The sequence below is a fragment of the Caballeronia sp. BCC1704 genome, from assembly GCF_902833455.1.
GTDB lineage: Bacteria > Pseudomonadota > Gammaproteobacteria > Burkholderiales > Burkholderiaceae > Caballeronia.
Map to the genome: position 1 here is coordinate 679,748 of NZ_CADFFT010000004.1, position 22,612 is coordinate 702,359.

Genomic DNA, 22,612 nt, shown 5'->3' on the forward strand with positions numbered 1-22,612 from the left:
AAGAAGATCCAAAGCCAGAAAACAAAAAAGCCGGCACCGAGAAACCATCTCAGCACCGGCGTTCGCCGCGAGCAGAACCCTACTCAGGCGCCAGCAAAAAACCTCACTGACATGCCTCGCACTCGTCGAACCCCGGATCGCCCGGACGCATCATGCAGACGGGACCGTCGGCTTCCGGCGCAGCCGCCTCGACCGCAGGCGCAGCAGCGGCAGCATTGAAACCACCACCGACGCCGCCGGCAGCGGAAGAAGCACCGCCCGACGACACCCCGAAGCCACCGCCCGAACCCGCACCGCCCTCACCCGACGGCACCGCGTTCAACGCGCCGTGCGCCACGGTCGACTTCTCGACGTGCGTCGCCGCCATCGTGCGGAGGTAGTACGTCGTCTTCAGACCGCGCAGCCACGCGAGCTTGTACACCTCATCGAGCTTCTTGCCCGATGCGCCCGCCATGTAGATATTCAGCGACTGCGCCTGATCGATCCACTTCTGACGACGCGACGCCGCTTCCACCAGCCACTTCGGATCCACTTCGAACGCCGTCGCGTAGATCGCGCGCAGGTCGGCCGGAACGCGGTCGATGCGCGAGAGCGTGCCGTCGAAGTACTTCAGGTCCGACACCATCACTTCATCCCACAGGCCGCGCGCCTTCAGATCACGCACCAGGTAGTCGTTGACCACCGTGAATTCGCCAGACAGATTCGACTTCACGTACAGGTTCTGGAACGTCGGCTCGATACACGCCGACACGCCGATGATGTTCGAGATCGTCGCCGTCGGCGCAATCGCCACGCAGTTCGAATTGCGCATGCCGTGCGTCGCGATGCGCGAACGCAGCGTCGACCAGTCCATCGACTCGGACGTGTCCACTTCCACGTAACCGCCGCGCGCTTCGGCCAAGAGCTTCACCGTGTCTTGCGGGAGAATGCCGCGATCCCACAGCGAGCCGCGATAGCTCGAATAACGGCCGCGCTCTTCCGCCAGTTCCGTCGACGCGTAGTACGCGTAGTAGCAGACGGCTTCCATCGAACGATCCGCGAACTCCACCGCTTCCTGCGACGCGTACGGCGTGCGCAGCAAGTGCAGGCAGTCCTGGAAGCCCATGATGCCCATGCCCACCGGACGATGCTTCAGGTTCGAATTACGCGCCTTCGGCACCGCGTAGTAGTTGATGTCGATCACGTTGTCGAGCATGCGCATCGCGACGCTGATGGTGCGCTTGAGCTTCGCGTGATCGAGCGCGAGCGTGCCGTCGGCCTGCTTCGTCAGGTGCGCGACCAGGTTCACCGAACCGAGATTGCACACGGCGATTTCGGTGTCGCTCGTATTGAGCGTGATTTCCGTGCACAGGTTCGACGAATGCACGACGCCGACGTGCTGCTGCGGCGAACGCACGTTGCACGGATCCTTGAACGTGATCCACGGATGGCCGGTTTCAAACAGCATGCCGAGCATCTTGCGCCACAAGTGCTGCGCCGGCACCTTCTTGAAGAGCTTGATCTCGCCGCGCGCGGCTTTCTCTTCGTAAGCGACGTACGCCTTCTCGAAGTCCGCGCCGAACAAATCGTGCAGGTCCGGACACGTCGACGGCGAGAACAGCGTCCATTCGCCGCCTTCCATCACGCGCTTCATGAACAGGTCGGGAATCCAGTTCGCCGTGTTCATGTCGTGCGTGCGGCGGCGGTCATCGCCCGTGTTCTTGCGCAGTTCCAGGAATTCTTCGATGTCGAGGTGCCACGTCTCGAGGTACGCGCACACGGCGCCCTTGCGCTTGCCGCCCTGGTTCACCGCGACGGCCGTGTCGTTCACGACCTTCAGGAACGGCACGACGCCTTGCGACTTGCCGTTCGTGCCCTTGATGTGCGAGCCGAGCGCGCGCACTCGCGTCCAGTCGTTGCCGAGGCCGCCCGCGAACTTGGAGAGCAGCGCGTTTTCCTTGAGCGCCTCGTAGATGCCGTCGAGGTCGTCGGCCACCGTCGTCAGATAGCAGGACGAAAGCTGCGAGCGATGCGTGCCCGAGTTGAAGAGCGTCGGCGTCGACGACATGAAGTCGAACGACGACAGCACGTTGTAGAACTCGATGGCGCGTGCTTCGCGGTCGATTTCGTTCAGCGACAGACCCATCGCGACGCGCATGAAGAACGCCTGCGGCAACTCGATGCGCGTGCCCTCGACGTGCAGGAAGTAGCGGTCGTACAGCGTTTGCAGGCCGAGGTAACCGAACTGCAGGTCGCGGTTCGCGTCGAGCGCGGCGCCGAGACGCTTCAGGTCGAACTGCTGCAGCTTGTCGTCGAGCAGGCCGGCTTCGACGCCGCGCTTGATGAACTGCGGGAAGTATTCGGCATAACGCTCGCCCATTTCGGCTTGCGTCACTTCGCCTTCGAGAATCTCGCGGCGGATCGTGTGCAGCAGAATGCGCGCGGTGACCTGGCTGTACGCCGGGTCTTTCTCGATCATCGTGCGCGCGGCGAGAATGGCCGAATCGTAGACCTGATTCATCGGCACGCCGTCGTACAGGTTCTTCACCGTTTCCGCGACGATCGGATCAGCCGAGACGGCATCGCCCAGATTCGCGCAGGCGGAGACGATCAGCGCCTTCAGCGCGTCGAGATCGAGCGGGCGCGTGATGCCGTTGTCCGTCACGTTGATGACGCCTTCGTGCGTCTTCGCGTTCTGCGCATGGCCGCGGTCCTGCTCACGCTGCTGCGTGCGCTTCTCGCGATACAGCACGTAGGCGCGCGCGACGTTGTGCTCGCCGCCGCGCATCAGCGCGAGTTCGACCTGATCCTGAATGTCTTCGATATGGAACGTGCCGCCGTGCGGACGGCTGCGCAGCAGCGCGCGCACGACCGCCTGCGTCAGTTGCTCGACCTGCTCGCGCACGCGAGCGGACGCCGCGCCCTGGCCGCCGTTCACGGCGATGAACGCCTTCGTCACGGCAATCGCGATCTTCGACGGCTCGAACGACACCACGCTTCCGTTGCGACGGATGACCTTGTAGTCGGCATACGTCGTGTTCGACGCGGGCGATTGCGCGCCCTGAACGTGCGCCCCGCCAGCATGCTGCGCGGATGCGCCTTCGTAGGAAGTCGTGGCGTTGTCGGTGGTTTGCATGTGCAAAACTCCTGGTGTTCGAATGGTGCGGATGATCCGCGGATTTATCACTTATGCCGCGTGCGTCGCCGGTCAATAACGCGGACGCGCGTCGCGGTGTTTGGCAGTAAGGCGGGCTGTGAAGACAGCAGGCCCTGAACACGAGTCGCGGCGATGGCGGCCCGCACTGTCATGGCGTTCCGTGCGGTGCCCGCGTTGGCGCGCGGTGTCGGTCGACGCGACTCGCGTTCACTTGCATGCGTTCTTCACGGTGCTGCTTTGCTGGCGCTCGATGCGCTAAGGGCCTCTTGATGAGACCGCTTGCGCACCGCCCCGGGCCAGCCAAACTTCAGATACGCCGGAAAGCCGACGGCGCCGGCTCGTGGGAGCGGGCGCCGCCTCTACAACACAAGATATAGTGCAAATCACGTCTTTCGGCACCAAGTATAGTGGAACTTCGCACGGTCTCAAAAAGGTTTATTTGCTTCGGAAGCGCTTGCGCGGGGTTGACTTTTGCGGCGTCGAAGCGCGGCAAGGGCTCCCGCGCGAAGGTGTTGCGTCGCAGCGAGAATGACCGTGGGTGGTGGTCGGAGACCGTTTAGGTGTCGGCTTGGGCGACTCGTTGAAGTGGCGGCGGCGCGTCGTCGCAGCGCGGGCGCCGGGGAGATTGCGCGTTAGCCGGCCGCCTGACCGAGCACGTTGACGAGCGTCAGGCCGGTGAACATAAGCGCTGGCCTGCGCGCGGGGGTTCGCGTCATGATCGAGCGTGTTCGGTGAATAGCGCGTGCTTGAATCGATGCTGGAATCGCCGGGGCGGCCGAAGCTATGGATCCGGACGAGCTCGGACGTCGTGCCGTCGACACGCGCCTCGAAGCTCGGCGGACGGCATTCGCGCCGGGCCTCTGAGCCGGCTGTCGGCGTCAACGAAGCCATCGCGCAGCTGGCGCGTTCATCTGGCGCCGCAAATCGCTCACACGCCGGGCCGCGCGACGCAGAGCGCGCGTGCTGCAGCGGAGCGCGGTCAAGCGACGACTATTGAATCACGCGGCGACGCATGTGCGCGACGATGCCCGCACGCAGCGAACTCATCTCGCGTCCCGACCGCCAGGACGCGCCGCATGACGCCGAGCGTGCTCCGCGCAGCAGAACCGCTGTCCCGCGACGGCTATGGATTCGCTCGTCGGCGTATGCACGCCGCACTGCGCGCAGCGGATCAGCGGATCAGCGAGTTGAGGCGCATCGCGGCGAGCCGCGCCGTTGCCGGCGCCCGCGCCGCCCGCCGTCGAGGATGCGCGGTTAGACGAAGCACGCGTTCCCGCCTGCTCGCGCTCGTTGGCGCGGCGCAGCTTCTTCAGGAGCCATTGCGTCACGAAGAAGAGAACGATAAGAAGAAGAAAATTTCGCATCGGCTTGAAGAAGTAAGACCGCGCTCAGACGACCGCGCGATGCAGCAGCACTTCGAACACGAAGCGGCTGCCGACATACGCGAGCAGCAGCGCCACGAACGAAGCCAGCACCCAGCGCAGCGCGGCGCGTCCGCGCCAGCCGGAGATGCGGCGCGCAGTGAGCAGCCCGCCGAACATCAGCCAGGACAGAATGGCGAAGACGGTCTTGTGATCGAAACGCAGCGCGCGATCGACCAGTTGTTCGTTGAACGCGATGCCCGACACGAGCGTGAGCGTCAGCAGCACGAAGCCCGCGCCGATCAGCCGGAACAACAGCTTTTCGAGCGTGAGCAGCGGCGGCAAGGTGTCGAGCCAGCTCGCGAGCCAGCCGTTGCCGCCACTGTGACGCATCGCGAGGCCGCGCATGCGCTGAAGGCGTCGTTCGAGCATCAGCATCAGCACGGCATGCAGCGCGGCAATCGCAAAGAGGCCATACGCGATATTCGCGATGAGAAAATGCAGCTTGAACATCGGCGCGGCGGAGTACGACAGCACGCGCACGCCGCCGAACGCGAGTGGCAACAGCGACGCGACGCAGGCGAGCGGCAACACGAGCAGGCGCAGGCCGTCGAGCGGAAAGAAGAAGCTCTCGATCCAGTAGATGCCCGCGCCGAGCCAGAACATCGCGGACAACGCGAACGCGAAGCCGAAGATCATCGCGTTCTGCGGGAAGATGGTCATGTGCAGGAGAACGCCGTGCACGACCAACGCTATTAATAATAGAGCGCGTCCCATGCCGCTCATGCCCGACGCCTTCGATGGACTCGCCGGCGCGGCCCCGATGCCCGATGGCACGCCCGCCAAAACCGGCTCCACGGCCGTATGGCGATGCGCGCGCCAGCCCGCCACGGCCAGTCCGCCGTAGAGAAACGCAGTGAGGGCATACAGTACAATATCCATGTTCGAAGTTTACACTAGGCCCCGAACCCGCGACGTCTTCCCCCTTGCGCCAAAGTAGGGCGCATCGCCGCGAAACCGCCTGCGCGTCGCCGGAAACCAGGGCCGCACTCTCACATTCCCATGCTCGACAACCTCACTCAACGGATGGCGCGCGTCGTCAAGACGCTGCGCGGCGAGGCCCGGCTCACCGAGGCCAACACGCAGGAGATGCTGCGCGAAGTGCGCCTCGCGCTGCTCGAAGCCGACGTGGCGCTGCCCGTCGTGCGCGAGTTCATCGCCAAGGTGAAGGAAAAGGCGCTCGGCGAAGAAGTGCTTTCGAGCCTGTCGCCGGGTCAGGCGCTCGTCGGCGTCGTCCAGCGCGAGCTGACCGCCGTGATTGGCGGCGACTACGAAGGCAAGGCCGCCGAGCTGAATCTCGCCGTCACGCCGCCCGCCGTCATCCTGATGGCCGGCTTGCAGGGCGCGGGTAAGACCACGACCACCGGCAAGCTCGCGAAGCTGCTGCGCGAAAAGCAGAAGAAGAAGGTGCTGACGGTTTCCGTCGACGTGTACCGCCCCGCCGCTATTCGCCAGCTGCAGACGGTGACCGAACAGGTCGGCGCGGACTTCTTTCCGTCCGAGCCGGATCAAAAGCCCGCGGACATCGCGCGCGCCGCCATCGACTGGGCGAAGCGTCATTATCACGATGTCGTGATCGTCGATACGGCCGGTCGTCTTGGTATCGACGAAGCGATGATGAAAGAGATCAGCGAGCTGCACGCGCTGCTCAAGCCCGCTGAAACGCTTTTCGTCGTCGACGCGATGCTCGGTCAGGACGCCGTGAACACCGCGAAGGCGTTCAACGACGCGCTGCCGCTCACGGGCGTCGTGCTCACGAAGCTCGACGGCGATTCGCGCGGCGGCGCGGCGCTTTCAGTGCGACACGTCACCGGCAAGCCGATCAAGTTCGTCGGCGTCGCGGAAAAGCTGGACGGCCTCGAAGTCTTCCACCCGGATCGCATGGCGAACCGGATTCTCGGCATGGGCGACATTCTCGCGCTCGTCGAGGAAGCGCAGCGCGGCGTCGATACGCAAGCGGCGCAGAAGCTCGCCGACAAGGTCAAGAAAGGCGGCGACTTCGACCTGAACGACTTCAAGGCGCAACTCTCGCAAATGAAGAAGATGGGCGGGCTGTCGTCGCTGATGGACAAGCTGCCCGCGCAGTTCCAGCAGGCGGCGCAAGGCGCGGACATGAACAACGCCGAGAAACAGATGCGCCGCATGGAAGGCATCATCAATTCGATGACGCTTCAGGAGCGCGCGAAGCCCGAGCTCATCAAGGCGGCACGCAAGCGCCGCATCGCCGCGGGCGCGGGCGTGCACGTGCAGGAAGTCAACCGCATGCTGAATCAGTACGAGCAGATGCGCGGCATGATGAAGAAGCTCAAAGGCGGCAACCTGCAAAAGATGATGCGCGGCATGAAGGGCATGATGCCGGGCATGCGCTGATCCGCGCCGCTTCGAACCCGCGCTTTCGTTCGCCCGACGCGAAAGGAACGCGGGTTTATCATATGGCGCACGCCGCCGTTTTTTCCACACTGAGTCGTCGTCTCTCCCGCCTGCCTTTATGAACCGCGAAGAAGCTCTCCACATTTTCAGCCACTCCGAAGAGATCGTCAGCGCCGATCAGGTCGACGCGTCGATCAAACGCATGGCTGCGGACATCAAGGCCGCGACGCAGGACGACTTCCCGTTGCTGCTCTCCGTCATGGGCGGCGCGGCGGTGTTCACCGGCATGCTGCTGCCGCATCTGGATTTCCCGCTGGAATTCGACTACATCCATTTGACGCGCTATCGCAACGCCATCAAGGGCGGCAGCGAAATGCAGTGGCGCGTGGCGCCGGCCGAATCGGTGAAGGACCGCGTGGTGCTCGTGCTCGACGACATCCTCGATGAAGGCGAAACGATGGCCGCCATTCGCGACCGCATCATGGCGATGGGCGCGAAGCAGTTTCTATCGGCGGTGCTGTGCGAGAAGCTGATCCCGAAGGCAAAGCCGCTGCGCCCGGATTTCTGCGGGTTCGAAGTGCCCGACCGTTACGTGTTCGGCTGCGGGATGGATGCGAAGGGTTACTGGCGCAATCTGCCGACTATCCGGGCGTTGACGGACGGCGCGTAATCAATCGCACGTGCGACGAAAAAGAAAAAGCGGCCTCGGCCGCTTTTTTCACAACTGATGCACGAACGCGCGTATGCCCGTGAGAATCATCTCGACGGAAATCGCGACGAGCACGAGTCCCATCAACCGTTCGAACGCCGTGACCGCGCGCTCGCCCAGCCATTGCTGGATCTTCTCCGCGAGGATCAGCACGACGGCGCAGACGACCATCGTGACGGTCAGCGCGCCGATCCACTCGAACATCTTGCCCGGCGCCTGCGACGTCAGCAGCATCACCGTCGCGAGCGCGGACGGGCCGGCGAGCGCCGGAATCGCGAGCGGCACGATCAGCGGTTCGCCGCCCCGCGTGTCGCCGCCCATCGGCCCATCCGGATGCGGGAAGATCATCCGAAGCGCGATCAGAAAGAGCACGATCCCGCCGCCGATGCGCAGCGACACGTCCGTGAGATTCATCGCGCGCAGGAAGCGGTCGCCGGCCAGCATGAAGACGAGCAGGATGCCGAACGCGATCGCCACTTCGCGCAGAATCACGACGCGGCGCCGCTCGGTGGCGACACCGCGCAGCGCGTTGATGAAGATCGGAATGTTGCCGAGCGGATCGGTGATCAGCAGCAGAAGGATCGTCGCCGACAGGAAGTTGTACTGCATTTACTTCCCGAGCGCTGCCCGAACCTTCGCCGTCACGACGCCCGCCGCTTCGTCCACCGGCAGCAGCGTGGCTTCGGTGTCGCGGCGCGCCTGATATTCGAGCTTGCCTTCTTTCAGCCCGCGATCGCCGATGACGATGCGATGCGGCACGCCGATCAGCTCCCAGTCCGCGAACATCACGCCGGGGCGCTCGCCGCGATCGTCGAGAATCACGTCGATGCCCGCGTCCTGCAGCGTGGCGTAGAGCTTGTCGGCCTGCTCGCGCACGGCGTCGCTGCGGTCGTAGCCCATCGGGCAGATCACGACTTCGAACGGCGCAATGGCTTCCGGCCAGATGATGCCCTTATCGTCGAAATTCTGTTCGATAGCCGCGCCCAGCACGCGCGTCACGCCGATGCCGTAGCAGCCCATCTGCATCGGCGCGGGCTTGCCGTTTTCGTCGAGGAAGGTGGCGCCCATCGAATCCGAATACTTCGTGCCGAGCTGGAACACGTGTCCCACTTCGATGCCGCGGCAGATTTCCAGCGTGCCACGGCCGTCCGGCGAAGGATCGCCCGCGACGACGTTGCGGATATCGGCGACTTCCGGTTCCGGCAGATCGCGGCCCCAGTTCACGCCCGTCGTGTGGTAGTCGACCTCGTTCGAGCCGACGACGAAATCGCTCATGTTCGCGACCGTGCGATCCGCGATCACGCGCACCGGCTTCTTCGTGCCGATGGGGCCGAGATAGCCTGGCGGCGTGCCGAACCATTCGACGATCTCGGCTTCCGTCGCAAAGCGGTAGCCTTTCAGGCCCGGCAGCTTGCTGACCTTGATGTCGTTGAGCGAATGATCGCCGCGCAGCATCAGGAGCCAAATGGTCGGCTCGGCGCCTTCGTTGTCGGTCGCGAGGATGATCGACTTGATCGTGCGTTCGAGCGGGATGTTCAGCAACTGCGCGACGGCTTCGCACTTGGCCGCGCCGGGCGTCGGCGTCTTCTTCATCTCCTCGGCGGGCGCGGCGCGCTCGGCAATCAACGGCAAGGCGTCGGCCGCTTCCACGTTGGCCGCGAAGTCCGAGTCCGGGCAGTACGCGATATCGTCCTCGCCCGTTTCCGCGATGACGTGAAACTCGTGCGATCCGCTGCCGCCAATCGACCCGTTGTCCGCCGCGACCGCGCGGAACTCCAGCCCGATGCGCGTGAAGATGCGCACGTAGGCGTCGTACATCTTCTTGTACGACTCGGCGAGGCCGGCGGTGTCCTTATCGAAGGAATAAGCGTCCTTCATGATGAACTCGCGGCCGCGCATGACGCCGAAGCGCGGACGAATCTCGTCGCGGAACTTCGTCTGGATCTGATAGAAGTTGACCGGCAACTGCCGATAGCTCTTGATCTCGCGCCGCGCGATGTCCGTGACCACTTCCTCGTGCGTCGGGCCGACGACGAAATCGCGTTCGTGACGGTCCTTGATGCGCAGCAGTTCCGGGCCGTACTGCTCCCAGCGTCCCGATTCCTGCCACAACTCGGCCGGCTGCACGGCCGGCATCAGCAGTTCGAGCGCGCCCGCGCGATTCATCTCTTCACGCACGATGGCTTCGACCTTGCGGATGGAGCGCAGGCCGATCGGCATGTAATCGTAGATACCGCCCGCGACGCGGCGGATCATGCCGGCGCGCATCATCAGCTTGTGGCTGACGATCTCGGCGTCGGCGGGAGCTTCCTTCAGGGTGCCGATGAAGAAACGGGATGCTTTCATTCAGAAATTTTCCAAAAGCGGCGCGCGCCCACGAAACCATGTGGTTGAAGGCTGGCGAAACGGGTGAACGACGAAACGGTCGACGGCTCTGCACGAGGCCGCAATGAAACGCTCGCGCGACATTTGCGGCCGACCGCCCTGCATGAAGCCGGAAAAGAAGATTCTGCCGACTTCCGGGTTGCCTGGCAAAGATTCCTTGCGTGAAGGCGTACCGCGAGCCCCGAAATTAGGGCTCCGACACGGGTTGGAACGGATGCGCCGGGGCCGTTATCTGTTTATAATCAAAGCAATTTTAAAGGATTCGAAGGTGGTTGTATGCTGGATCGGGAAGGCTTTCGCCCGAACGTCGGCATCATCCTCTTGAACGCGCGCAACGAAGTGTTTTGGGGCAAGCGGCTGCGTGAACATTCCTGGCAGTTTCCGCAAGGGGGTATCAAATACGGCGAGACCCCCGTGCAAGCAATGTATCGGGAGTTACACGAAGAAACCGGCCTGCTTCCTGAGCACGTGAAAGTTGTCGGTCGCACGCGCGACTGGCTGCGTTATGAGGTGCCGGATAAGTTCATCAAGCGCGAAGTGCGCGGTCATTATCGCGGTCAGAAACAGATCTGGTTTCTGCTGCGCATGGTCGGGCGCGACTGCGACATTTGCCTGCGCGCGACGGACCATCCGGAATTCGATGCTTGGCGCTGGAACGAATACTGGGTGCCGCTCGACGCGGTCATCGAGTTCAAGCGCGACGTTTATCAACTGGCTCTCACCGAGCTTTCCCGCTTCTTGCGGCGAACCAATACTCGTGGCGAACGCGGTGAGCGCGCCGCGCATCATGGGCCGCGTTATCCGCGCGTCATTCAGACCATGACGATCGAGACACCTGCCGTAACCGCCGCGGGCGCCGCGGTTCAGGCAGAATGTACGGTCAGCGAAGAAGTGCAGATCATCGCGCGGCGTTCATCGTGCGACTGACTTCGCGTTCGGTCCTGGCGTCGAGCGCGGCGATTCTTCGTTCATTCTGACACTCGGCACGTTTCATAGCCCGGCGCGGCGAGCACTGCTCGCGGCGCCGGGCGTTCGCCGTCCGCGCATCCGTTATTCGGGAACATCGAATTGAAAGTCATCGTCTCATCCGCGGTACTCGTCGCCATGCTCGCCGCGCTTGCCGGCTGTTCCAGTTCCAAGGGCCCGTCCAATCAGGACGACGGCGTCTTCACCTATCTGCTCGACCGCAAGACCGAATGGGTGGAGAACAAAGTGGATACGCTGCCGCCGCTGCCGCAGGCGTCGAACCTGCTGCCGTTCAATGTTTCGCAGAACACACCGCTGACGTTCGCGGTCGACAAGACTTCGCTCACGGTCGGCGATGACGGCGTCGTGCGCTACGTCGTCGTGGCGACGAGCCCGAGCGGCGCGCGCAACGTCAACTACGAAGGCATTCGCTGCGACACGTACGAATGGCGCCGCTACGCGAGCATCAACGAAGACGGCACCGGCTGGGATCGCGGCGTCGCGTTCGACTTCCGGCGCATCGAAAACGGCGAACTGAACGCGTATCAGGCCGCGCTGTATCAGGACTACTTCTGCACGAGCAAGCTGCCGGTCGGCAACGCGAAGCAGATCGTCAACAACATCCAGTACGAGCGCACGCAACGGTCCATCAACCTGCGTTAATTGCGGGGCTCGCACAGCAAAAAGCCCGCTGGCCTTTCGGCTCAGCGGGCTTTGTTCATTCGGCGGGGTACGCGCGCCTCAGACAAGCACCAGATTGTCGCGGTGGATGAGTTCCGGCTCCAGCATGTACCCGAGCACGGCTTCGATCTCCGCGCTCGGCCGCCGATGAATTAGCCGCGCCTCTGCACTGCTGTAATTCGTGATGCCGCGCGCAACTTCCTGCCCGCTGTCGTTCACGCACGCGATCACTTCCCCGCGACCGAAGGCGCCTTTCACATCGACCACGCCGACCGGCAGCAAGCTCTTGCCGTCGGCGGTGAGCTTCTGCACCGCGCCATCGTCGATCACGACGTGCCCGCGCACCTGCAAGTGATCCGCCATCCACTGCTTGCGCGCAGCCATGCGAGCAGTGCGCGCGATAAGCTGCGTGCCGATGAGCTCGCCCGACGCGAGGCGCGTGAGCACGTCGGCCTCGCGGCCGCTCGCGATCACGGTGTTCGCGCCGCTGTGCGCGGCGCGCTTGGCCGCCAGAATCTTGGTCAGCATGCCGCCGCGGGCGAGGCTCGATCCCGCGCCGCCGGCCATGGCTTCGAGTTCGGGCGTGCCGGCATCGGCCTGTTCGACGAGCGTCGCGTTCGGATCCTTGCGCGGATCGGCGGTGAACAGGCCGCGCTGGTCCGTGAGAATGACGAGCGCGTCGCCTTCGATCAGATTGGCAACGAGCGCGCCGAGCGTGTCGTTGTCGCCGAACTTGATCTCGTCGGTGATGACGGTGTCGTTCTCGTTGATGACCGGCACCGCGCCCAGACGCAGCAGCGTGAGCAGCGTGGAGCGCGCGTTGAGATAACGCTCGCGATCGGCGAGGTCGGCGTGCGTGAGCAGAATCTGCGCGGTGCGGATGCCGTGCGCGCCGAAGCTGCTCTCGTAGACTTGCGCGAGGCCCATTTGCCCGACGGCCGCGGCGGCCTGCAATTCGTCGATTTCGCTCGGGCGCTTGGTCCAGCCGAGCCGGTGAATGCCTTCCGCAATCGCGCCCGAGCTCACGAGCACGACTTCCTTGCCCTGTTCGCGCAGCGCCGCAATCTGCGACGCCCACCGGGCGATGGCCGCGTGATCCAGTCCGCGCCCGTCGTTGGTGACGAGGCTGGACCCCACTTTCACTACGATTCGCTTCGCAGCGGCAATGACCGAACGCATCGTGCGCTTCTCTCCTCGGTGTCGCGGCCCGCGACTGCGGGCGGCGTCGTTATCTGTCTTCGTCGTCCGCCTGATTTCCGGCGATGTCATCGCGAAAACGCACGTCCGCCGCAAGATCTTCTGCTTCCGCCGCACGCGACGCGTCCGAATGCGTCGAGATGTAGTCGTAGATGGCGTAGACCAGCGCCTCGCAGCCTTGGCCCGTGAGGGCCGAAATTTCGTACACCGGGCCGTCCCACTCGAAGCGGTCGAGGAAGTCCTTCACGCGCGACGCGCGTTCGTCTTCCGGCACCATGTCGAGCTTGTTCAGCACGAGCCAGCGCGGTTTCTCATAAAGCGACTCGTCGTACTTGCGCAGTTCGTTGACGATCGCCTTCGCTTCCGCGACCGGATCGACGTTTTCATCGAACGGAGCGAGGTCCACGAGATGCAGCAACACGCCCGTGCGCTGCAAATGGCGCAGGAAGCGGTGGCCGAGGCCCGCGCCTTCCGCCGCGCCTTCGATCAGCCCCGGAATGTCCGCGATCACGAAGCTCTTGCTCGGCCCGACGCGCACGACGCCGAGATTCGGCGCGAGCGTCGTGAACGGATAGTCGGCGATCTTCGGCCGCGCGTTCGAAACAGACGCGATGAACGTTGATTTGCCCGCGTTCGGCATGCCGAGCAGGCCGACATCCGCGAGCACCTTCAGTTCGAGCTTGAGCATGCGGCGCTCGCCCGGCTTGCCGTCGGTCTTCTGACGCGGCGCGCGGTTCGTGCTCGACTTGAAATGCAGGTTGCCGAGACCGCCCGCGCCGCCCTGCGCGATCAGCACTTGTTGATTGTGCTCGGTGAGGTCGGCGATGATCTCGCCTGTTTCCTGGTCCGAAATGATGGTGCCGACCGGCATGCGCAGCGTGATGTCGTCGCCGCCTTTGCCGTAGCAGTCCGAACCGCGCCCGTTTTCGCCGTTGCGCGCCTGATGCTTCTTCGCGAACCGGTAGTCGATCAGCGTGTTGATGTTGCGGTCCGCGACCGCGTAGACGCTGCCGCCGCGCCCGCCGTCGCCGCCGTCCGGCCCGCCGAACGGGACGAACTTTTCGCGGCGCATCGACGCGCTGCCATCTCCCCCGTCGCCGGCGATGACTTCGATCCTCGCTTCGTCAATGAACTTCATGCGTTGCTCCGTCCCGTGTTTCCGTGCGATGACTGCCGCGAGTTCGAACTCGCTCAGTCGACACGCTATTTTGCCGTGACCGGCGCGTGCCGGGCACTCATATGCTTCGATTCTGGCGCGGTGTTTTCCGCGCGCCAATGAAAAAGGCCCCGCGAACTTCGCGGGGCCTTTTTTGCGGTCCTGAAGCCCGTGCAGTGAACCTTACGCTGCTGCCGGGACGACGACGACCGTGTGCTTCTTCGCTGCGCCCTTCGTCGTGAACTGGACGTGACCGTCCGTCAGCGCGAACAAGGTGTGATCCTTGCCGATGCCGACGTTTTCACCCGGGTGCATGCGCGTGCCGCGCTGGCGAACGATAATGCCGCCTGCATTGATTGCCTGGCCGCCGTAAACCTTCACGCCGAGGCGCTTCGATTCCGAATCGCGGCCGTTGCGGGAAGACCCGCCTGCTTTTTTGTGTGCCATTTGCTATAGCTCCTTGACCGTTGCGCGACGCTTAAGCGTTGATCGCGTCGATGCGCAGTTCGGTGTAGTTCTGGCGATGGCCAGCGTGCTTTTGGTAGTGCTTCCGGCGACGCATCTTGAAGATGGTCACTTTCTTGTGACGACCTTGCGACACGACGGTAGCCTTGACGGAAGCCCCACTGACCAGCGGCGTACCGAACTGAATCGATTCGCCTTCGCCTACTGCGAGAACCTGGTCGAGCGTGATTTCAGCGTCAATGTCTGCCGGTATCTGTTCTACTTTCAATTTTTCGCCAACGGCAACTTTGTACTGCTTGCCGCCGGTTTTTATGACCGCGTACATTGAGAACCTCACTCAGAATTCGTTTTTCCACGCACCGCGCGGGGAAAACACGAGATTATACATAGGCTTAGACGCCGCGTCAAAAGGCATTGACATTTCGCGCAAGCGGCTTTGGCAGCCCGCTGAAGGCGATGGCAGCCGCAAAGCGGTGCGCGAAGGACGCCGCAAAGCGCCCGGTGATTCGTCGCGGGTCCGATTCGCCTTATAATCCGCCGCATTACCTCATTTGCCGATCATGTCGTCCACCGCCACTTCCTCCCCCGACGCCGCCGCACTGCTTGCCCCGATCGCCGAGGACATGCAGCAGGTCAATCGCGTCATCCGGCAGCGCCTGGCATCCGAAGTGATGCTTATCAACCAGATTTCCGAGTACATCATCGGCGCGGGCGGCAAGCGGCTGCGCCCGGCGCTCTTGCTGCTCGTGGCGGGCGCGCTGGGCGATACGACCGGGCATCGCCATGAACTGGCCGCCGTGGTCGAGTTCATTCACACGGCCACGCTTCTGCACGACGACGTCGTCGACGAATCGGACCTGCGCCGCGGCCGCAAGACGGCCAATGCGCTCTTCGGCAACGCGGCGAGCGTGCTCGTCGGCGATTTCCTCTACTCGCGCTCGTTCGAGATGATGGTGAGCGTCGGCAAGATGCGCGTGATGGAGATTCTGTCGGTCGCGACCAACATTATCTCCGAAGGCGAAGTGCTGCAGCTCCTCAACATGCACGACCCGGACGTGGACGAAGCGCGCTACATGCAGGTTATCCGCTACAAGACCGCGAAGCTCTTCGAGGCGGCCGCGCAACTGGGCGCGGTGCTTTCGGGTTCGGACGCGCGCACGGAAGCGGCGGCGGCGGAATTCGGGCGGCGCATCGGCACAGCGTTCCAGATCATGGACGACTGGCTCGACTACACCGGCACGCCCGAATCCATGGGCAAAAACGCCGGCGACGATCTGCGCGAAGGCAAGCCCACTCTCCCGCTCATCTATTTGATGGAGCACGGCACGGCGGAACAGGCGGCGCTCGCGCGCGAGGCGATCGAGCACGGCGGGACGGATCGCTTCGACACAATTTTCCACGCCATCACCACGTCGGGCGCGCTGGACCATACGCTCGAATGCGCGCGGAAAGAAGCGCAGGCAGCGGCGAACGCGATTTCTGCATTCCCCGCTTCCATTTACAAAGAGAGCCTGCTAGAATTATGTTCTTACTCGACGTCGAGGCAGTCTTGAAAGAGACTCTCAAGCCAAAAACGTCCAAGTAACGAATTCGGGGTGTAGCTTAGCCTGGTAGAGCGCTACGTTCGGGACGTAGAGGCCGGAGGTTCGAATCCTCTCACCCCGACCAGAATTGCAAAAACCCGCATGGTTCGCCATGCGGGTTTTTTCTTTTTCGGTCGATGCTCCGCGCGCGAGCCCCAGCGGGCGGGCCCCGGCGGCCCGGGAAAGCCGTCTGCTATAGTCCATCCATCACCGCCCCTACTCGATCACCGCGTGGACAACCTTCCCTTATGGGCGCAAATCTGCGCCATTTTTCTGCTGCTGTTTCTTTCCGGTTTTTTCTCCATCTCCGAAACGTCGATGATGGCGCTCAATCGCCATCGGCTGAAGTTCCTGGCTAGCCAAGGCTCATTGGGCGCGCGGACGACGCAACGTTTGCTCGCCAAGACGGATCAGCTGCTGTCGGTCATCCTGATCGGCAACAATCTGATCAACACGATCATCCCGGTCCTGACCACCTCCATCGCGCTGCGCACGTTCGGGCACGACAACGTCGTGCTTTCAGTGACGACGGGCGTGATCGCGTTTCTCATCATCGTGTTCGCGGAAATTGCGCCTAAGATCGTGGGCGCGACGTATCCCGAAAAAGTCGCGTTGCCGGCGAGTCTCGTGCTCGCGCCGCTCATGCGCATCGCGCGGCCGCTGGTGTGGTTCGTCAACCTTTTCGCCAACGCGATTCTCGCCGCGCTGCATATCAACCTGAAGGGCAACCGCGATCAGCGTCTTTCGCCCGAAGAACTGCGCACCATCGTGCTGGAAACCGGCAGCTTCATGCCGACCAAGCACCGCAGCATTTTGCTCAATCTGTTCGACCTGGAAAACATCTCCGTCGATGATGTGATGATCCCACGCCGCCGAATCGAGGCGCTGGACTTCGACGCGCCGTTCGACGACATCCTGCATCAGCTCGAGACGTGCTATCACAACAAGCTCGTCGTCTATCAGGGCGATATCGACCGCGTGCTCGGCGTCCTTCACGTGCGCAAGACGCTGTCGGCGCTGCATAACCAGGAACTCGAGCGCGACACGCTGCGCGAACTGCTGACCGAGCCTTATTTCGTGCCGGCCGGCACGCCTGTCTTTCAGCAGTTGCAGTACTTTCAGGAGAGCGGTCACCGCATCGCGATCGTCGTCGACGAATACGGCGAGCTGCAAGGGCTCGTCACGCCGGAAGACATCATCGAGGAACTGATCGGCGAATTCACGTCGACGATCCCGCGCGGCGCGGGCTCGCGCGGCTGGGACGAGAACGGCGAATGCATTGTGCCCGGCAGCATGCCGCTGCGCGAACTGAACCGCTGGCTCAAGCTGACGCTGCCGACGGACGGTCCGAAGACGCTCAACGGCCTGATCCTCGAAACGCTCGAAGACATTCCGGACGGCGACGTGGCGATGCGCATCGGCGGCGTGTATCTGGAAGTCATGCGCAGCGACGATCAGGCGGTCCGCACGGTCAAGATCTTTCGTCCTGCCGCGCCGGCGAAGCGCGCGTTGCGTTAGCCATTCGGACGAGTAGCCGGGCACGCGGGACGGCGGGATGATCGGTCATCTCGTTCCTATCCCGACCCCCGACCCGCTACCGCCGATGAATTCCGCTCCTCCCGCCGCGTTCCCACGCCCGGCCGACTCCACCTTCGAGGCAACGTCCGACGGTCACTTGCCCGCCGTTTCGCTGCTCGCCGACACCTTGCGCGAAGCCGCCGAGCGCGGCGCGTCGGATATTCACGTCGAGCCGTCCGAGCACGAATGGCGCATCCGGCTGCGCGTCGATGGCGCGCTGCACGTCCTGCGCCGTCCGCCGCCGCATTTGCGCGATGCCTTCGTCACGCGAATCAAGGTGCTCGCGCGCATGGATATCGCGGAGCGGCGCGTGCCGCAGGACGGACGTCTGCGGCTCGCCTTGCCGGGCGGCCAGACCGGCGACTATCGCGTGAGTTCACTGCCGACGCTCTTCGGCGAGAAGCTGGTCCTGCGCCGGCTCGATGCGTTGCCGCGAGACCTGTCGCTCGGCGCGCTCGGCCTCAGCGACGAGCAAAGCCGCGTCGTCGAATCTGCCATCCGCGCGCCGCACGGCCTCGTGCTCGTCACGGGTCCGACCGGCAGCGGCAAGACGCTGTCGCTGTACTGTTTCCTTCAGATGCTCAACGCCGAAGCGCGCAACATCTGCGCCGTGGAAGATCCTGCCGAAATCCAGCTTGCGGGCATCAATCAGGTCAGCGTCCGCGAAAAGGCGGGCCTCACCTTCGCCGTCGCGCTGCGTGCGTTCATGCGGCAGGACCCGGACGTCATCATGGTCGGCGAGATTCGCGACGCCGAAACCGCCGACGTCGCCGTGAAAGCCGCGCAGACCGGCCACCTCGTTCTCTCGACGCTCCACACCAACGACGCGCCCGCCGCCATCGCGCGCCTGATCGACATCGGCGTCGCGCCGTACAACCTCGCGTCGGCGTTGCGGCTGGTGACGGCGCAACGGCTCGTGCGCAAGCTCTGCGACGCGTGCCGCGCGCCGTCCGCGCTGACGCTCCCTGATGGTTTTCGTCCGTTCGAGCCGCGCGGCTGCCCGGCGTGTCACGGCATCGGATATCGCGGGCGCGTCGGCGTGCATCAGTTGATGCCGGTGTCGGATGGTATTCGCGAGTTGATCGTCGGTCGCGCGGCGACGCACGCGGTTGCGCGGCTTGCGCAATCCGAAGGCATGCCCGCCCTGCGCGACGCCGCTTTCGCGCGCGTGCGCGAAGGCGTGACGAGCGTCGCGGAAGCCGCCGACGCGACGGAGATCGCGTAATGGCCGCCGACTTATCCGAGATGCGCGAGATGCGCGAGATGCGCTACGCGTGGCGCGGCATCGATGCGCAAGGCGCGCCCAAACGCGGCAAGCTCATCGCGGCAGATTCCGCTTCGGCGCGCGCCTCGTTGCGGCGGGAAGGCGTGACCGTGCTCGAACTCGACGCGTTGGGCGCAGCGCCGCCGGCAAAGGCATCGTCGGCGGAAGTCGGCGTCTTCACGCGCCAACTCGCCGGATTGCTTCGCGCCGGGCTGCCGCTCGCGAGCGCGCTGGAACTGCTCGGCAACGCGGGCGGGCGCGGCGGTTTGCCGCGCATCGTCCGGTCGCTGGCGCGCGACATCACGCGCGGCGTGCCGTTCTCGGCCGCGCTCGCGCGTCACCCGGCGTTCGGCGCGTTGTACTATCAATTGGTCGCGGTCGGCGAGGTAGCCGGTGCGCTGCCCGCGGTGCTCGCGCGTCTCGCCGACGATCGCGAGCGGGCCAGCGCCCAGCGCGCGAAGCTGCGCGCGGCCCTCGCCTATCCGGTCATGGTGCTGCTCCTGTCGCTCGCGATCACCGCAGGACTGCTCATCGGCGTCGTGCCGACTTTCAAAACGATCTTCGACGGCTTCGGCGCCGCGCTGCCCGCACCGACGCGCTTCGTGCTCGCGTTGTCCGATGGGGTCGCGCGTCACGGCGTGCCGTTCGTTGCGGCATGCGCGTGCATGACGCTCGTCGCGGCTCGCTGGATCAAGCGATCGGCCCACGCGCGCGAGACGGCCGACCGCATCGCACTGAAGTTGCCGATTGCCGGTCCCTTGCTCCGGTCACTGGCCGTCGCGCGCTGGAGCCGCGCGCTCGGCACGCTGCTCGCGGCCGGCACGCCGCTTTCCGACGCGTTCGACTCGCTCTCGCAGGCCACCGGGAGTCCGGTGTTCGATAGCGCCACCGTCGAGATCGCGTCGCGCCTGCGTAACGGCGAGCGGCTCGCCGCCGCGATGCGGGCGCTCGGCTGCTTTCCGCAAGACGTCGTGCAGCCGATTGCCGTCGCAGAAGAATCCGGCTCGCTCGACTCCATGCTGCTCGATCTCGCGGCGCTCGCCGATCGTCAGGTGGACGAGCGCATCGGCGCATTCGCGAGCCTGTGCGAGCCGCTCGTCATCGCGGTGTTGGGCGCGCTCGTCGGCGGACTCGTCATCGCGATGTATCTTCCGATCATTCAGCTCGGCAACGTGGTGTAGCATCGCGGGCCAAAGACATCGCACCACGACCATGCAGCCTCCGATTACTACGTCCGCCGCGCATCACGCGAGCCCTTATCTGGCAACGTTCGCCGCGTTGCCGGTGGGCGCGCAATACGCGTTCGCGATTGTCTTTGGACTGATCGTCGGGAGCTTTCTAAGCGTGGTCGTGCATCGCCTGCCAGTCATGCTCGAGCGCGCGTGGCGCGCGGAACTCGACGCGGCGTTGCCCGATGCGCCGAAGCCGCCGCCGGACGGCTATCCGGCGCGGTTCAATCTCGCCGTTCCACGCAGCGCCTGCCCGCATTGCGGTCACGTCTTGCGCGCGTGGGAGAACATTCCGGTGATCAGCTATTTCGCGCTTCGCGGGCGCTGTTCCGCGTGCGGCGCGCGCGTGAGTCCGCGCTATCCGCTGATCGAACTGGCGACCGGCGCCTTCGCTGCGCTCTCGCTCTATGCGTTCGGTCCGGACTGGCCCGCGCTCGCCGCCTTCGGACTGTGCGCGACGCTGCTGGCCGCGGGCCTGATCGACTACGACACGCGCTACCTGCCCGACGTGCTCACGTTGCCGCTGCTGTGGGCGGGGCTGATCGTCAATTTCGGCGACGGCGGCTTCGCGACGCTGCATGACGGCGTGATCGGCGCGATTGCGGGCTACCTGTTTCTCTGGTGCGTGTACTGGCTCTTCAAACTGGCGCGCGGCGTGGAAGGCATGGGCTACGGCGATTTCAAGCTGCTCGCGGCCATCGGCGCGTGGCTCGGCTGGGCCGCGCTCGCGCAAGTGCTGCTGATATCGGCGGTGGCGGGCGCGCTCTTCGGTATCCTCGCGACATGGCGCGGACGCATGCGTTTCGAGGAGCCGTTGCCCTTCGGCCCCTTTCTCGCGGCGGGTGGCGCGATCACGCTTTTTATCGGGACGCCGCTTTATTCACTGTTCGGATGAGCGAAGGGAGCAACGGATGTTCAGCATCGGCTTGACGGGCGGCATTGGCAGCGGCAAAAGCACGGTCGCCGACCTCTTCGCGGCGCGCGGCGTGCCGCTAGTCGATACGGATCTCATCGCGCATCAGGTGAGCGCACCGGGCGGCGTCGCGATGCCGCTGATCGCGAGCGAGTTCGGCAGCGCGTTCGTCGCGCCGGACGGCTCGCTGGATCGCGCGAAGATGCGCGAGCTCGTGTTCTCCGATGACACCGCGCGCGCGCGTCTCGAAGCCATTCTTCATCCGCTGATTCGCGCGGAAACGGAGCGGCAACGGGCGGCGGCCGGCGGCGCGTACCACATCGTCGTGGTGCCGCTGCTCGTCGAGTCGGGCAACTGGGCGTCGCGGGTATCGCGGGTGCTCGTCGTCGATTGCCCCGTCGAGACGCAGATCGCGCGCGTCATGCGGCGCAACGGATTTTCGCGCGAGCAGGTGCTCGCGATCATCGCTAAGCAGGCATCGCGCGAAGCCCGCCTCGCCGCAGCAGACGACATCGTGGTCAACGACGAATCAGCCACGCTCGAATCGCTGGCGCATGACATCGAGGCGCTGCACGCGCGATATCTCGAACTCGCAGCGCGCACAGAGCCGTGAGCAGCGCATTGCTTGCCTGAAACATCAGGAAAAGTTCCATTTATTGCCGCGAACCGCGTCAAAAGCGCCGTAAATGTGAGCGGATTTGCTAGGGCAAAGATGCGGCATTAGAATGTCCTGACTTCCGCTCATGGAAGCAACCGACCCACGCCGAGGCGAGCGCTTGATTCTTTACGAGTATCCCTTCAACGAGCGGATTCGGACGCTGCTGCGTCTCGAAGACTTGTTCGAGCGCTTCACGTTCTTCCTCACGCAGGAAGATCCCCGGGAACATCACGTTGCGCTCACCACGCTGTTCGAGATCGCGGAAGTCGCGGGCCGTACGGACCTCAAAGCCGATCTGATGAAGGAACTGGAACGGCAGCGGCAGACGCTGGCGCCGTTTCGCGGCAATCCGGGCATCGAACAGGAAGCGCTGGAAGCCGTTCTCGGCGAAATCGAGCAGACGCTTGCCGGGCTCACCGACATGCACGGCAAGACGGGGCAGCATCTGGCCGACAACGAATGGCTCGCGAGCATTCGCAGCCGCACGATCATTCCCGGTGGAACCTGCAAGTTCGACCTGCCGTCGTATTACGCGTGGCAGCAGTTGCCCGTCGAGGATCGCCGTCAGGACATCGCCAAATGGGTCATGCCGATGCTCGCGCTACGCGACGCCGCCGCTATCGTGCTGCGGCTCGCGCGGGAATCCGGTCAGGCGTCGAAGGTCATGGCCATGCAGGGCAGCTATCAGCAGATGCTCTCCGGCCGTACGTATCAGTTGATGCAGGTGCGCGTGTCGCCGGAAGTGCGCGTCATTCCCGAGGCGAGCGCGAACAAATACATGCTCTGGGTGCGCTTCACCGTGCAGGACGGCGACCTGAAACCGCGCGCCGTCGATGTCGACGTGCCCTTTCATCTGACGCTTTGCAGTCTTTGAACCACGCGCTTCGGCCTTATATGATCG

Annotated in this window: 20 protein-coding genes and 1 tRNA gene; 12 read left to right on the top strand and 9 right to left on the bottom strand. The window is 64.3% G+C overall.

The features are described 5' to 3' along the window. Positions 1 to 103 precede the first annotated feature (103 nt). The 3 genes from HWX53_RS22895 to ccsA all read right to left on the bottom strand — a co-directional run bounded on the left by HWX53_RS22895 (position 104) and on the right by ccsA (position 5,439). Positions 104 to 3,115 (bottom strand): ribonucleoside-diphosphate reductase subunit alpha, encoded by a 3,012-nt coding sequence (locus HWX53_RS22895; protein WP_175945128.1) that lies wholly within the window; start codon positions 3,113 to 3,115, stop codon positions 104 to 106. Between the two features lie 1,064 nt (positions 3,116 to 4,179). Then, positions 4,180 to 4,500 carry a PP0621 family protein gene (locus HWX53_RS22900; protein WP_175945130.1) on the bottom strand — a complete coding sequence of 107 codons (321 nt, stop codon included), beginning with the start codon at positions 4,498 to 4,500 and terminating at the stop codon, positions 4,180 to 4,182. A gap of 24 nt (positions 4,501 to 4,524) precedes the next feature. Then, entirely contained in the window at positions 4,525 to 5,439 is a 915-nt protein-coding gene (ccsA, locus tag HWX53_RS22905; protein ID WP_175945132.1) for a cytochrome c biogenesis protein CcsA, read from the bottom strand. Between the two features lie 120 nt (positions 5,440 to 5,559). Between ccsA and ffh the strand changes: the two genes are divergently transcribed. After that, on the top strand, positions 5,560 to 6,927 hold the full coding sequence (gene ffh, locus HWX53_RS22910) for a signal recognition particle protein (RefSeq protein ID WP_175945134.1): 1,368 nt from the start codon (positions 5,560 to 5,562) through the stop codon (positions 6,925 to 6,927). A 118-nt stretch (positions 6,928 to 7,045) separates the two neighbouring features. Beyond that, the gene (locus HWX53_RS22915) at positions 7,046 to 7,597 is read left to right on the top strand and encodes a hypoxanthine-guanine phosphoribosyltransferase (protein WP_175945136.1); all 552 of its coding nucleotides are present in this window, start codon (positions 7,046 to 7,048) and stop codon (positions 7,595 to 7,597) included. A gap of 48 nt (positions 7,598 to 7,645) precedes the next feature. On the opposite strand, the gene HWX53_RS22920 is transcribed toward HWX53_RS22915, so the two are convergent. Together HWX53_RS22920 and HWX53_RS22925 are read right to left on the bottom strand one after the other, a co-directional pair. After that, a complete protein-coding gene (locus HWX53_RS22920) occupies positions 7,646 to 8,245 on the bottom strand; it encodes a MarC family protein (protein WP_175945138.1) in 600 nt (199 codons plus the stop codon). After that, positions 8,246 to 9,982, bottom strand: a complete 1,737-nt coding sequence (locus HWX53_RS22925) for a proline--tRNA ligase (protein WP_175945140.1) — start codon at positions 9,980 to 9,982, stop codon at positions 8,246 to 8,248. 315 nt (positions 9,983 to 10,297) lie between these two features. Between HWX53_RS22925 and HWX53_RS22930 the strand changes: the two genes are divergently transcribed. Together HWX53_RS22930 and HWX53_RS22935 are read left to right on the top strand one after the other, a co-directional pair. Next, entirely contained in the window at positions 10,298 to 10,948 is a 651-nt protein-coding gene (locus HWX53_RS22930) for an RNA pyrophosphohydrolase (protein WP_175945142.1), read from the top strand. A 177-nt stretch (positions 10,949 to 11,125) separates the two neighbouring features. Beyond that, positions 11,126 to 11,650 (top strand): CNP1-like family protein, encoded by a 525-nt coding sequence (locus tag HWX53_RS22935; protein ID WP_175945313.1) that lies wholly within the window; start codon positions 11,126 to 11,128, stop codon positions 11,648 to 11,650. Between the two features lie 78 nt (positions 11,651 to 11,728). On the opposite strand, the gene proB is transcribed toward HWX53_RS22935, so the two are convergent. From proB to rplU, 4 genes are all read right to left on the bottom strand, one after another. Further along, complete coding sequence (proB, locus tag HWX53_RS22940; RefSeq protein WP_175945143.1) at positions 11,729 to 12,847, bottom strand: glutamate 5-kinase; 1,119 nt, start codon at positions 12,845 to 12,847, stop codon at positions 11,729 to 11,731. A gap of 49 nt (positions 12,848 to 12,896) precedes the next feature. Further along, positions 12,897 to 14,003 carry an Obg family GTPase CgtA gene (gene cgtA, locus HWX53_RS22945; RefSeq protein WP_175945145.1) on the bottom strand — a complete coding sequence of 369 codons (1,107 nt, stop codon included), beginning with the start codon at positions 14,001 to 14,003 and terminating at the stop codon, positions 12,897 to 12,899. A gap of 201 nt (positions 14,004 to 14,204) precedes the next feature. Beyond that, on the bottom strand, positions 14,205 to 14,468 hold the full coding sequence (gene rpmA, locus HWX53_RS22950; RefSeq protein WP_175945147.1) for a 50S ribosomal protein L27: 264 nt from the start codon (positions 14,466 to 14,468) through the stop codon (positions 14,205 to 14,207). A gap of 31 nt (positions 14,469 to 14,499) precedes the next feature. Next, positions 14,500 to 14,811, bottom strand: a complete 312-nt coding sequence (rplU, locus tag HWX53_RS22955; protein ID WP_008342953.1) for a 50S ribosomal protein L21 — start codon at positions 14,809 to 14,811, stop codon at positions 14,500 to 14,502. A 235-nt stretch (positions 14,812 to 15,046) separates the two neighbouring features. On the opposite strand from rplU, the gene HWX53_RS22960 reads away from it, so the two are divergent. From HWX53_RS22960 to zapD, 8 genes are all read left to right on the top strand, one after another. Further along, positions 15,047 to 16,039: a polyprenyl synthetase family protein gene (locus HWX53_RS22960; RefSeq protein WP_175945149.1), complete on the top strand. Its 993-nt coding sequence runs from the start codon at positions 15,047 to 15,049 to the stop codon at positions 16,037 to 16,039. 38 nt (positions 16,040 to 16,077) lie between these two features. Next, positions 16,078 to 16,154: transfer RNA gene (locus HWX53_RS22965), tRNA-Pro, on the top strand. Between the two features lie 146 nt (positions 16,155 to 16,300). Continuing rightward, on the top strand, positions 16,301 to 17,587 hold the full coding sequence (locus tag HWX53_RS22970) for an HlyC/CorC family transporter (RefSeq protein WP_175945151.1): 1,287 nt from the start codon (positions 16,301 to 16,303) through the stop codon (positions 17,585 to 17,587). 85 nt (positions 17,588 to 17,672) lie between these two features. After that, complete coding sequence (locus HWX53_RS22975; RefSeq protein ID WP_175945153.1) at positions 17,673 to 18,872, top strand: ATPase, T2SS/T4P/T4SS family; 1,200 nt, start codon at positions 17,673 to 17,675, stop codon at positions 18,870 to 18,872. Further along, positions 18,872 to 20,092: a type II secretion system F family protein gene (locus HWX53_RS22980; protein ID WP_175945155.1), complete on the top strand. Its 1,221-nt coding sequence runs from the start codon at positions 18,872 to 18,874 to the stop codon at positions 20,090 to 20,092. Before HWX53_RS22975 ends, HWX53_RS22980 begins: the two co-directional genes overlap by 1 nt. Positions 20,093 to 20,123: 31 nt before the next feature. After that, entirely contained in the window at positions 20,124 to 21,035 is a 912-nt protein-coding gene (locus HWX53_RS22985; RefSeq protein ID WP_175945156.1) for an A24 family peptidase, read from the top strand. Positions 21,036 to 21,051: 16 nt separating this feature from the next. After that, entirely contained in the window at positions 21,052 to 21,666 is a 615-nt protein-coding gene (coaE, locus tag HWX53_RS22990; protein ID WP_175945158.1) for a dephospho-CoA kinase, read from the top strand. Between the two features lie 163 nt (positions 21,667 to 21,829). Next, positions 21,830 to 22,585 carry a cell division protein ZapD gene (gene zapD / locus HWX53_RS22995; RefSeq protein WP_175945315.1) on the top strand — a complete coding sequence of 252 codons (756 nt, stop codon included), beginning with the start codon at positions 21,830 to 21,832 and terminating at the stop codon, positions 22,583 to 22,585. Positions 22,586 to 22,612 lie beyond the last annotated feature (27 nt).

Coding starts and splice junctions, on each gene's coding strand:
- HWX53_RS22895 (WP_175945128.1), bottom strand. CDS start 3,115: ATGCAAACCACCGACAACGCCACGACTTCCTACGAAGGCGCATCCGCG.
- HWX53_RS22900 (WP_175945130.1), bottom strand. CDS start 4,500: ATGCGAAATTTTCTTCTTCTTATCGTTCTCTTCTTCGTGACGCAATGG.
- ccsA (WP_175945132.1), bottom strand. CDS start 5,439: ATGGATATTGTACTGTATGCCCTCACTGCGTTTCTCTACGGCGGACTG.
- ffh (WP_175945134.1), top strand. CDS start 5,560: ATGCTCGACAACCTCACTCAACGGATGGCGCGCGTCGTCAAGACGCTG.
- HWX53_RS22915 (WP_175945136.1), top strand. CDS start 7,046: ATGAACCGCGAAGAAGCTCTCCACATTTTCAGCCACTCCGAAGAGATC.
- HWX53_RS22920 (WP_175945138.1), bottom strand. CDS start 8,245: ATGCAGTACAACTTCCTGTCGGCGACGATCCTTCTGCTGCTGATCACC.
- HWX53_RS22925 (WP_175945140.1), bottom strand. CDS start 9,982: ATGAAAGCATCCCGTTTCTTCATCGGCACCCTGAAGGAAGCTCCCGCC.
- HWX53_RS22930 (WP_175945142.1), top strand. CDS start 10,298: ATGCTGGATCGGGAAGGCTTTCGCCCGAACGTCGGCATCATCCTCTTG.
- HWX53_RS22935 (WP_175945313.1), top strand. CDS start 11,126: ATGCTCGCCGCGCTTGCCGGCTGTTCCAGTTCCAAGGGCCCGTCCAAT.
- proB (WP_175945143.1), bottom strand. CDS start 12,847: ATGCGTTCGGTCATTGCCGCTGCGAAGCGAATCGTAGTGAAAGTGGGG.
- cgtA (WP_175945145.1), bottom strand. CDS start 14,003: ATGAAGTTCATTGACGAAGCGAGGATCGAAGTCATCGCCGGCGACGGG.
- rpmA (WP_175945147.1), bottom strand. CDS start 14,468: ATGGCACACAAAAAAGCAGGCGGGTCTTCCCGCAACGGCCGCGATTCG.
- rplU (WP_008342953.1), bottom strand. CDS start 14,811: ATGTACGCGGTCATAAAAACCGGCGGCAAGCAGTACAAAGTTGCCGTT.
- HWX53_RS22960 (WP_175945149.1), top strand. CDS start 15,047: ATGTCGTCCACCGCCACTTCCTCCCCCGACGCCGCCGCACTGCTTGCC.
- HWX53_RS22975 (WP_175945153.1), top strand. CDS start 17,673: ATGAATTCCGCTCCTCCCGCCGCGTTCCCACGCCCGGCCGACTCCACC.
- HWX53_RS22980 (WP_175945155.1), top strand. CDS start 18,872: ATGGCCGCCGACTTATCCGAGATGCGCGAGATGCGCGAGATGCGCTAC.
- HWX53_RS22985 (WP_175945156.1), top strand. CDS start 20,124: ATGCAGCCTCCGATTACTACGTCCGCCGCGCATCACGCGAGCCCTTAT.
- coaE (WP_175945158.1), top strand. CDS start 21,052: ATGTTCAGCATCGGCTTGACGGGCGGCATTGGCAGCGGCAAAAGCACG.